Raw genomic sequence first — 10,943 nt, forward strand, 5'->3', positions numbered from 1 at the left:
GAAATATTTTGATATCTATACACAAAAACATATTGCACTATCTGATGATAATGATATAATATATCACATTAATTTCATACTCGTTCCACATTAAAAGCTTAGCTTTAATAAACTAATAAACAATATTATGCAAATCAATTACTGGTGGATTGGCGCGGTTGCAGTGATCATGGTGGTCCTGATCATCTGGCTTATTAAGAGGAACCGGAAGGATGAAAAGGTATATGAAAAAGAGATTATAGAATCTGAACTCAAATCCGAAGATCATCGGGAGGAGGAGTAAAGATGATCTCTTCTATCTAAGACCTGATCCATTTATTCATCAGCTTAGTTAAAAAAGGCATAACCACCCAGGTCAGCATCAGCACCATACAAGTTGCAGTAATCAAAAGTCGGACTTCTATCGGAAAAGCTTTGATTAATGGGCCAATTGTATACGACAGAAAAATACTCGTCGGGAAAACTCCACACAGCGTTACAACGGCCATTTTCCATCTTGGAGGCGCAATTGGCGAACGAAACCAGGCTTCCAGTCCATTTAATTCGCGATATACCGGTGCTTCGGTTATCGTAGATGCATAGGCTTCCCAGTCTTGAAATTGTTTAGAAGCATAGAAAGCGTCTTTTTCTGCTTTGTCTTTAAATGTTCTTAGAATCCCAATAGTGCCATCATCAGCCCCCGGAAGTCCTGTAATCATACTTGCTCCGTGCACACCATGATGGTCAAAGGACTCCCCCATAAACTGATGCAAAGCTGCTTTAAATTCTTCTTCCTTTCCAGGTAAGACTTTTCGGGTGATGGCAATATGAATGGGCATGTCCTTCTTCTTTAACCAAATTTATGAAAAAGATTTAAGCTGTGCTCATCTAATAGGTACGAGATCTATGCGCAGCATTTCTCCAGGCGGCCCATGCCCCTGTACACCAAAGCGCCCATATGACCAAAACCGGCTGAAACAACAACCTCATGCCTCTGCTGAGATCGGAATTTAATCCAAATGCATCTGTATGCGTTAAGAATTGAGAAATATTTCCTGGAAAAACAGCAACAAAGAAAGCGGCTGCTACCCAGCCTGCCATAGATTTCCGCCAGCCAGATACCAGCAGTAAGCCTAAGCCTATTTCTACCAGGCCAGACAGAACCACCACCAGATCTGTATCCATGGGCAACCACTTAGGTACCTGGGCTGAAAACTCAACACGGGCAAAGGTTAAATGACTGGTGCCTGCAAAAATTAAAAAGACTCCAAGAGTAATGCGTGCTATACGATGCCAAAGCCCGTATTTATTTCCGCTATCCATCATAGCTTAGCAAACAGCGATTATCTGATTTTGTTTTCAGTTAGGGTAAGAACTGAGTTGTATAAAAGGAGGTCGTATTATTATACGACCTCCTTTTTAATACGAATTACCTTAATCCGGCATCAATTCACTAAGTTTTTTGTTTAGCTTTTCTCCCATAAGGTGCGATCCTATGATCTTTCCTTCAGGACTGATCAGGAAGTTTGCTGGAACACCGGAGATGCCATACACTTTGCGGACATCATTGTCCCATCCTTTGAGATCTGAGATTTGTGGCCAGGTTAATCCGTCTTTCTTGATGGCCTCGAGCCATTTTGCTTTATCGCTGTCTACGGATACACCAAGGATTTCAAAACCTTTGTCTTTAAAGCTGGCATATTGTTTTAACAGGTTAGGACTTTCTGCACGGCAGGGTGAGCACCAGCTGGCCCAAAACTCTACCAATACATATTTTCCTTTGAAGTCTGATAAAGAGATGGCCTTGCCATTGACATCATTTTGGGTAAAATTAGGTGCTGGGGCACCAAGAGCGGTCATGGTATCTGCATTCAGTAGTTTGTATAAACCCTGACCTGTATAGGATAAGCGCAGTTCAGGACTCAGTTTGTTGAATACAGCTAATGCCTGATCTGACTTCAAAGAATAACCGCTAACCAGTTCTGACAAGCCTTGCAGTGCAAACTCCGATGTTGGATTTGCTTTAGCAAAAGCCAGCATCTTTTCTCCACGTGATTTCCTTAAAGCTTTTACAGTTTTATCAATAGATTTAAAGTAAGTTGTATCCTTTTGTTGCTCCGCAGTGGCTCTTCTCAGCAAAACATTGGCATTGTGGTGTACTGTCATCACGGTAGGGCCAACGGCTTTATTAAAAGCCTGGAGTTCATTGTAAACTTTAGAGCCAGTCCATTTGGCATTATAAAGTGAATCTGGAGAACTGATATGAATGTTCTCCTTTCCAAAGCTTACATAAATTACATCGCCTGTACCAGTGGCATAAATCTCCTTATCTTTTATCCCTTCTCGTGAAAGGGTTATTCTTGAAGAAGCAATGCCTTCAACGTACCCCGTAAACTTAAATGTACCATTCACCAGTACTGCAGAATCAGTTGCCCCCTTCCCTTCTGAAGTATAGTCCAAATAGATCTTGGCGGGTTTGTTCAGGTTGCCTATTTTGCCTGTAATGGTAAAATTAGGGCTTTGTGCTGCTGCAATTGAAGGAGCCAGCAGGGCGAGTATTAAAAATTTCAAGTTCATATTTTAGAGTTAGTTTGTTCTAATGGTAATGTCTATAGGTGTGCCTGGTATGCCCTCCTGCTTTTTAAGGAGGCTACCGTTCTTTCCTGTAGTAATGTCAAGGTAATAGATGGTTCCTTCTGTGCCTACCATGAGGCTTTCTTCGTCTTCAGATAGTTTGATCATGGATACGGGCTTTCCTCCAAAATCTGTAAGCAGTTCTTTCACATCTTCATTTAGCGGATTATATCTGTAGACTTTTGATCCTGCAGCGATATAGATCACACCATTTTTTGCGCCTTGCCATTTGGTGGCTTCGGTAATAAGATCGGGGCGGCTAAAGACGCGTTTTGCAAGGGCATTAAATTCAAATGGACCTGTAAATTTTACGGTAAAATGCAGTTCATAAATCTTACCATCAGGTGCTTTGCAATAGGCATAACAATCCGTGTTGTTGAGCTGTTCTATGTGCAGCAGATCCATCCCTACATTCGTAGGATCAAAAGCTGGTGACGGGGCCACACCGTACTGGGTATCAAAATAAGTAGGCCCGCTGTATACATTAAAACGCAGGAATTGTTTTCGGTTACGTTCAAAACCAATAAAGGTGGTTCCGGCATCAGCCATGGTCATCACAAAAGATGGGTCCAATACGTAATTGCCTTCGGCTGGTGCAAACATGCCATAAGTTGGTGCCTGATCCCAGGTGTTAGTGGTGCCTCCATAAAGGGTGCCGTTAATCACCCCCATCAATACGCCTTGAAAGTGCGGTTTTAAAGCACCCACTTCCAGATGGTCTGGTGCTACAAAAAAATTATCGGCCAGTTGATTAGGGTATTTAGGGTCTTCTATCATCGTATTGGCATCAAGACGTACACCTCCGTTTTTGGTAATAATCCAATAGCCCAGCAGAGTGCCTCCGGTATTTCTGTTTCTGAGCAGCATCAGGTTCATGGGATGAGCTGGCAGGTCTTTGCGATGGATAGCTTTATATAACCGCGCTTGTACCGTACCATCCGGTTTGATGAAGGAAAACTGACTTATGCCGTTCTCTTCACTTAAAACAGCTGTTCCTTTGGAAAATTCTGTTCCCCCGTCAATAAAGAACTTATGGAAATATTTCATCCCATTAGTTTTATTGTATACAGTTAGCTGTGCCGGATATCTTTTTGCCTGCAAGCCAAAGATGATTCGCAGGGATGCACCTGTATACAGGATGTCTGTACCTTCTATGACAGAGATGCGCCATTGCAGTTCGATGTCTGCCTGGCTTTTGAGCGTAACAGCGGGTTTGATCACCAGACTATCACCTACTTTAGCAGTGTACACCGAATCCAGATTAGAAACCACAGGTACTTCGGGCATATCGATGTCGTAATGACCAAGATCTTTATGACAAGCTGAAATTGCTATCATAAATAGCAGCATCAATAATATTAATCTTTTCATATCTTTTTGTTTAAATAACCTCTTTCCCATTCTCGTCTATAAAATAGTATTTGCCATTTTCCTTGTTCTTCCTTAAAAGTGTTTTCTTGGTTGGATTTCCTGTGTTGAAGAAATAATAGCTGTCGGTGTTCCCAGGGATCACTTCCTCCAATTTGTATCCTTTGGCTGCGTTTTTGGTTACCCAGTCAAAGGGATTGTTGAGCATAGTGGTCAATAATCCGGTGATGTAGAGATTCTTTGGCGCATCCAGGCCATCTGTAGTGAGCTCTTTTACGCCCGTAACCAGGATGAACAGCTCATGTTTTACTCTTGAATAAGGTGGCAATGGCCAGAAATCCCACCAATCCGGTTTTTCCAGTTTGGAGGAAAAAACCACTTTTGCCCGAATCCAGTAAGGGTTCTGGATGTTAAAGTCAGCTGATTCCACCAGCTTAATGACCGCAGAAACCGAACGGTTTTCCAGCTCCTTATCCTTATTGTAAATGATAAACGGAAGGTAGGCAAGCCCTTTATTTGCATTCATGATATAGGAGGCCTTAAGTGGCTCGTAGTGCAAATTGGGTTCAGCGCTTGAGGAGTCGGTCTCTATACGGGCTTTGAATGTTCTTGGCGCTGGACTGGTTACACCGGAAATGCGTACAGGAATCCATATGGTATCTTGTAATTTTGTGGGATTATAGGCAAAAGTGGATATAATGCTGTCTTTTCTGCTGTCAAAATGGATGTCAAAATAAATACCCGCCGGATGGTCAAATTTCATTTCTTCTGCCCGCTTGCATGATGCAAGGGTAAAAAGTGCGAATAGGATTAATATATAGAATTTCATAATTCGTATGATTAGTATTTATGCCTGTTGTTTATCTGCCTCCATAGACCACTTCATCCTGGGGAAGCGGCAATACCAGGATTTTGTCTGTTGCCGGGATCGTTGTGCCGGTTTGGCCGATAATGGCCCTGTTTAATCTTTTGTACATGTAGAAAAGTTGCCCTTCTCCAAGCCATTCTTTACGGCATTCTTTAATCAGTGCCACAGTAAATTCTTCCTGGGAGTTTACATTCAGGTCTTCTTTGTCGCGCTGGAAGCGTACAGTATTGATATATGTTATTGCTTTTCCCGGATCTGTAGGGTAAGTGCATTCAGCAGCTATGTAATACAGTTCACTTAAACGGATAGCAGGTGCCATCAGGTAGTGCAAATTGGCTGCAGGGGCATCACTTTGCGAATTCCTGTTGTATTTAACAATATCGTAAGTTTTTGCCGCGCCCACACCTGTTATGGAAAGCCAGTTCTTAAACCGCAGGTCAACTGTCCCTGTGCTGGTCTCATAAATGGACTTGGCTGCATCTTCATTGAGGTATAAACCTCTTGTACCAGTAACAAACCAGTTTTCCTTGATGTCTTCGGTGGGCCCTGGCACATACCAGGATTTGGGAATATACCAGGCAAAGACGAGTTCTTTATAAAGAATTCTGTCTTTTTTTGCTTCTTCAAATGCATTAAAATCTGTCTTTAAAGTCCAGGGAAATTTTTTCGCATTGATCACCTCTAAGGCGTTATTTAAGGCATTTGTTTTGTCATTTTTGTAGAGATAGACGCGGGCAAGCTCGCCACATACAGCGTAATAGTTTAACCGGTGTCTTCTGTTTTGAAGAAAGGGTATGCTGGCGCGCTCTTCAGTATTGGTTGTGGTATCGGTAACAACGGGGTAATTAACCAGATATCCTGCACTACGGATCGGATCTTGTGCCAACAGTTTTTTAGCTGCTTCGAGATCTGTCAGGGCTTTTTCTATAACCTCTGAAACACTGGACATAGGTGTGATGTCTTTGGTATAGGCGCTGGCATACGGAATACCTTTTCCGGCAGCATTTCTGAGATAGGATGGTGCAAATAGTCTAAGCAGGTCAAAGTGAAGATAGGCCCTTAATGCCAGGGCTTCGCCTTTAATCAGCCCGTAGTTCACACCGGTAAAGATGTTTTTCTTTTTATCTACATTTTCCAGAATCAGATTGGCGTTTACAATTGCATTATAAAGCCCTGCCCATATTTTGTCTTTACGTTCTATGAACTTGCTGTTGCTGTAATTATACTGGCTGGTTGGTGTATAGTTGAGTCCTTCATTATAGCCCATGGTGTAATTTTGAGCCAGCACTTCGGGTGTACCAAATGTGAGTTCCTTTCCGTAGAGGTCTGTTTCTGAACAGCGGTTATAAATTCCATTGAGGGCTTCCATAAAACCGTTCTCTGTGCTAAACAGCACGGGTGCAGAGATCTCAGATTCGGGTTCCACTTCCAGCCATTTTTTACACGAACTTATGGTTGCGATAAGCAAAAGAAGGCCCATTATCAATCTTAATTTCATATTTTTCATCTATTAAAAAGTGGCGTTTATTGAAAAAGTTAAACTTCTGGCAAATGGGTAATCGATTCCTCTCTCCTGTTTTACAGAGGACCAGCGGGCAAGGTCATTTGCGGTTGCAGAAAACCTCAGATTGGACATTTTTAATTTGGACGCATATTTCTTATCCAGATCATAAGACAGGTACACGGAACTTAAATTGATCATATTGTCGGGCTGTACAAATCTTGAGTTGACTTCTGTTGTACCCAGATCTGCTATGTTTTTGTAGAAAACTACATCGCCGCTTTTTTTCCATTTTTCATCAAATACGCGTCTGTCAACATTATATCTCGGATCTGCATTTTCAATCCGGTCTACCAGCGTCTGGTTATACATGTCTCCTCCAAAATGAGTTTCGAAGGTTGCGCTCAGCATGAATCTTTTATAGGTGAAGGTAGTACTGAAGAAACCGTTTGCTTTTGGATCGGCATTTCCGACAACCACGATATCGCTTTTATCATAGGCGTAGGTAAGCGTTCCGTCTTTTTTCCGGTACAATTCTCGTCCATTTTCCGGATCTATGCCCAGAGAAGGAACAGCATAGATGGCGTTAATTGACTGCCCTTCGTTATACCGCAGCAAAGGAATGCCTTTAAATCCACCATCTTTGGGATCTACAGATTGCAGGTCATTGGCACGGTCATTATATTTTTTCAGGGCATTTGAGATGCGGACGATTTTATTCCTGTTGGCCACCATATTTGCGGTGAAATTGATGGACCAGTCTTTTTTGCGTATCACATCCCATTTAATGGAGATTTCTGCGCCTTTATTCTCCATATCCCCAAGGTTCTCTTTGTAGGAAAAGAAGCCCGTGGAAGGCGGCAGTGTAATGTCGGCCAGGATGTCTTTGGTAAACTTTCTGTAGATTCTTGGACTTATAAAAACCCGGTCGTGAAAAAGTCCCAGGTCAATACCGATATCTGTCATCTGCGTTTTTTGCCAGGATAGGTTTTCGTTGCCATAGTTATTTACAATAGCACCGATCCCGGTGGAATACCAGTTGCCGTTCAAGTATTTATAAGTAGTCCTTGACAGATAAGGTGCAAACTCTACTGATCCGGTAAGACCAGTGGATACCTTTAAGCGTAATTGACTGATCACAGGGTTATCGGCCAGAAATTTTTCCTGGTGCAGGTTCCAGCCCAGGCCTACAGACCAGAATGGGGCAAGCTTATTCTCGAGACCAAATTTCGATGAACCATCTATCCTAAGGGTAGCATCGAGCAGGTATCTATTCTTGTAGGAATAATTTGTGCTTAGGAAAGAGCCAAACAGCCTTGAATTGTTAATGCTGCTTTGTGGCCTTCCCTCCTCGCCAAAGCCTTTAGCAAAACCTATGCTTGTAAAACGGTCGTTGGCAAAGCCTATTGCCGTTACTTCTTTTTCATCAGATAGTTCTGTGCGGATATTGACTCCGCCTAATACATTTAATGCGTGGTTTCCCAGTTGTTTGAACCAGGTTAATCTCATATTTCCGTCCCAATAGACCTCTTTCCTGTTTCTGTCTGTATAGGTTCCCTTTTCGTCAAGCCTGTCTGCTCCATAGAAATAGAACTCGTTGGCCATGGGAGAAGTAAAGATGTCATCGGTATTCATGCGGCTGGTTAAGCTCATCTGCCCTTTTAGTCTCAGGTCTTTTGCCAGTTGCAGTTCAGCAGAAAGATTATCTATAATTTCTGTGTAGGCCGATTTGTTAAAACTGCTCAGGCCTGCGTCATACAACGGGTTCAGGACAATGTCCTGGTCGCCCGCTTGATTCTTCCAGGTGTCTACCTCACGAAGTACCGTACCATTGGCGTCTTTAATTGGATAATAAGGATTCATCCTTACATAATTGGCGAAGTTTCCGTATGGACTCTCTCTAGCCTCCATTTGAGTAATGGACAGGTCGTTTCTGAATTGAAACTTGTTGTCTTTGTTGTACTGAAAGTTCATCCCGCCAGAATATTGGTTTCTGGACGAGCCTTTCATTACGCCTGGTCTGGTTTGGTACCTCAGGTCTACTCCATATCTGAAGGTTTCAGAACCACCTTGAAGATTGACACTGTGCTTTTGTCCTACAGCTGTACGCACCGGCTGGGATAGCCAGTAAGAATCTACGCCTCCAACTACATTAGCCAACTTGTTGTAATACAACTGATCCAGTTCATCTTGCGGACGGCTGACCACATTTCTATCGTACAGTCCTGCTAATTTTTCATATTGCAGCTTTTCTGAGGCATTCAGCACCTGATAGTCTGAAAGATCGGGAGAATTGATGCTGGTTTCATAATTGTATTCAATAAGAAGCCGGCCTTCTTTAGGTGCTTTGGTAACAATGACCAGAACACCATTAGCTGCCCTGGAACCATATATAGCAGTTGCTGCTGCGTCTTTTAACAGCGTAACCGAAGCGACTCTATTGATGTCGAGGTCAAAGACTTTTTGTACATTAACTTCAAAGCCGTCTAAAATGAATGCAGGCATATTGATGTTTCCGGAAATGTTGTCTCTCCTCAAAACCTCCCCGTTTCCGCTTGGCAAGGATGATGAGCCTCTTACATTGATATTTGGTAGCCTATTGGGGTTGGAACCCGCAAGATTATTCTCCAACAGTTTAAATGAGGGGTCAAAAGCCTGGATACTTTGCAACAGGTTTTGTGGGTTTACTCTTTTAAGTTCCTCTCCACTCACCGTGACAGCATTACCCGTGTAACTGTCTTTTTTAATGGTTTGATAACCTGTGATGACAACGTCGTCGATGGTATTAACAAGTGTACTTAGATTCACGGTGAGTGGTTTTGTATCGGTTATTTTAACCTCTTTTATTTTATAACCGATATAGGAAAACACTAAAACGTCACCGATCTGGGCATTGATTCTGAAGTTTCCTTCAGAATTGGTCTGCCCGCGAAGGTCCTTGTTGTTCTTTACCGTAATGTTTACGCCTGGTATGCTCTGTTTGGTTTCGCTATCGATAACTTTTCCAGAGATATCAATAAACCTGGAAGTGGTTATACCTGATGTATTATCTGTAACCTTATTTCTGATCACAATGGTTTTATCCACGATATCGTAAGTCAGGTCCTGATTGGCCAGACAGGCTTTCAAGGCTTCTTCAAGTGGCACTGTCCTCAGTTCCACATTCAGCTTTGACTTGTTCAGGTTTATCTTTCCGTTGTAAAAGAAGAGATATCCGGTCTGTCTTTTTATATCATTAAACACGGTTTCCAGGGTGGTATTCTTCCGGGAAACGGTAACATTTTGCGAATAGCTGGCGGCAGACAAATGCATGGTGCCAATCAGCAGTAAAATAGCAGTTAATTTCATCACTACTAATAGTTTATACTTTACCCTCCGTATTTGGAATACGGGGTTGTAAAGAAAAGTTAATTTCATATTTTTGGAATAGAATTAAGTAAACAAATGGCAGCCTGGTTTAGACGTTGGGCTGCTGACCTCTTTTTCTGGCCGGGAGTGGTGAGATACTTCCGGCTTTTTAGTCAGTTTCTTTGTGGTTCCTGTTTAGTGTAGTTGTCTTATCATAGTCTCTTTTTCTGGTTAATAGTCTGTTAGTTTATGGTTTTTTTTGGGTTGATTGTTTTAACTGCTTCCTGGTTGTAAGAAACAATGATATTCTTGCCTTCAACTTCAAATTGAAGGCCGTTGAGTTCAAGTATTTTGAAGACTTCAGATAACTTCGCGGTCCTGAATATTTCTCCTGTAAAATCTATGTCTGGTAGGTTTCCTTTATAGCTTACATTAACATTATACCATCTGGATATACTCCGCATAACGGACTTAATATCGTCGTTCTCGAAGGAGAACATTCCATCTTTCCAGGCAATTTCTTTTTCCGGGTTTACTTCTCGTGTCAGGATAGTGCCTTTTCCTGTTTTGCTTATTAAGGCTTGCTGTCCGGGCCTAATGATACTTGAGGCTGTGGCTGATGTGATCTTTACAGAACCTTCAAGAAGTGTGGTACGGATAGCGCCTTCATCATCATAGGCATTAATATTAAAATGCGTGCCCAATACTTCTACAGTTTGACCGGTAGATTGGACTCTAAAAGGCATTGCAGCATTCTTGGCAACTTCAAAATAGGCTTCACCATTGAGCTCAACTCGACGTTCACCTCCCTGAAATGAAGTAGGATAAGTCAATGAAGAGGCAGCATTCAGTGCTACATCTGTACCGTCTGGCAAGATAATTTTGTATTGTCCTCCTTTTGGAGTGATGATTGTATTTTTAAGTGGCTTGTCTGTGGTCTTTGATTTGATGGTATATACAATCTGACCATTGGCTGTTTTGGTTATACTGATACCTGATTGCCGGGCGATTTCGCCTTTAGAAGCATTGTTCAACACAATTTTTTGTCCTCCGGAAAGGATAAGTATCGCATTGTCCCCCCCCGGATTAACATGATGATCAAGCGCTGCCAGGCTATTTTCTTTATTACTATTGAAAAAATGTACAGATGCGAACAAGACCATGATCAATGCAGCGGCAACAGCTGCATATTTAAACCAGACCATTTTGGTTTCTTTGCCATAGTTGTTTGGACTGCTGATCTTT

Annotated in this window: 9 protein-coding genes; 1 reads left to right on the forward strand and 8 read right to left on the reverse strand. The window is 42.2% G+C overall.

The features are described 5' to 3' along the window. Positions 1-127: 127 nt before the first annotated feature. The gene (locus tag DBR11_RS29835; RefSeq protein WP_199233738.1) at positions 128-283 is read left to right on the forward strand and encodes a hypothetical protein; all 156 of its coding nucleotides are present in this window, start codon (positions 128-130) and stop codon (positions 281-283) included. Between the two features lie 16 nt (positions 284-299). Here DBR11_RS29835 and DBR11_RS01735 read toward each other — a convergent pair whose 3' ends face one another. The 8 genes from DBR11_RS01735 to DBR11_RS01770 form a co-directional block, all read right to left on the reverse strand. After that, entirely contained in the window at positions 300-818 is a 519-nt protein-coding gene (locus tag DBR11_RS01735; protein WP_108549886.1) for an antibiotic biosynthesis monooxygenase, read from the reverse strand. A 49-nt stretch (positions 819-867) separates the two neighbouring features. Then, positions 868-1,305, reverse strand: a complete 438-nt coding sequence (locus DBR11_RS01740) for a DoxX family membrane protein (protein ID WP_369974412.1) — start codon at positions 1,303-1,305, stop codon at positions 868-870. A gap of 108 nt (positions 1,306-1,413) precedes the next feature. Continuing rightward, positions 1,414-2,556, reverse strand: a complete 1,143-nt coding sequence (locus tag DBR11_RS01745; RefSeq protein WP_108549887.1) for a TlpA disulfide reductase family protein — start codon at positions 2,554-2,556, stop codon at positions 1,414-1,416. 9 nt (positions 2,557-2,565) lie between these two features. Beyond that, entirely contained in the window at positions 2,566-3,984 is a 1,419-nt protein-coding gene (locus tag DBR11_RS01750; protein WP_158275183.1) for a PKD-like family lipoprotein, read from the reverse strand. A gap of 10 nt (positions 3,985-3,994) precedes the next feature. After that, on the reverse strand, positions 3,995-4,810 hold the full coding sequence (locus tag DBR11_RS01755; RefSeq protein ID WP_108549889.1) for a DUF4843 domain-containing protein: 816 nt from the start codon (positions 4,808-4,810) through the stop codon (positions 3,995-3,997). 31 nt (positions 4,811-4,841) lie between these two features. After that, positions 4,842-6,347, reverse strand: a complete 1,506-nt coding sequence (locus tag DBR11_RS01760) for a RagB/SusD family nutrient uptake outer membrane protein (protein ID WP_233260612.1) — start codon at positions 6,345-6,347, stop codon at positions 4,842-4,844. Positions 6,348-6,359: 12 nt separating this feature from the next. Beyond that, a complete protein-coding gene (locus tag DBR11_RS01765; protein ID WP_108549893.1) occupies positions 6,360-9,698 on the reverse strand; it encodes a SusC/RagA family TonB-linked outer membrane protein in 3,339 nt (1,112 codons plus the stop codon). A gap of 242 nt (positions 9,699-9,940) precedes the next feature. Further along, on the reverse strand, positions 9,941-10,943 hold a 1,003-nt coding region (locus DBR11_RS01770), incomplete at its 5' end, for a FecR family protein (RefSeq protein WP_108549891.1).

It is taken from the genome of Pedobacter sp. HMWF019, from assembly GCF_003061025.1.
Classification (GTDB): Bacteria; Bacteroidota; Bacteroidia; order Sphingobacteriales; family Sphingobacteriaceae; genus Pedobacter.

Excerpts from the sequence above, each read along its gene's own strand:
- DBR11_RS29835 (WP_199233738.1), top strand. The coding sequence starts at position 128 with ATGCAAATCAATTACTGGTGGATTGGCGCGGTTGCAGTGATCATGGTG.
- DBR11_RS01735 (WP_108549886.1), bottom strand. The coding sequence starts at position 818 with ATGCCCATTCATATTGCCATCACCCGAAAAGTCTTACCTGGAAAGGAA.
- DBR11_RS01740 (WP_369974412.1), bottom strand. The coding sequence starts at position 1,305 with ATGATGGATAGCGGAAATAAATACGGGCTTTGGCATCGTATAGCACGC.
- DBR11_RS01745 (WP_108549887.1), bottom strand. The coding sequence starts at position 2,556 with ATGAACTTGAAATTTTTAATACTCGCCCTGCTGGCTCCTTCAATTGCA.
- DBR11_RS01750 (WP_158275183.1), bottom strand. The coding sequence starts at position 3,984 with ATGAAAAGATTAATATTATTGATGCTGCTATTTATGATAGCAATTTCA.
- DBR11_RS01755 (WP_108549889.1), bottom strand. The coding sequence starts at position 4,810 with ATGAAATTCTATATATTAATCCTATTCGCACTTTTTACCCTTGCATCA.
- DBR11_RS01760 (WP_233260612.1), bottom strand. The coding sequence starts at position 6,347 with ATGAAATTAAGATTGATAATGGGCCTTCTTTTGCTTATCGCAACCATA.
- DBR11_RS01765 (WP_108549893.1), bottom strand. The coding sequence starts at position 9,698 with ATGAAATTAACTGCTATTTTACTGCTGATTGGCACCATGCATTTGTCT.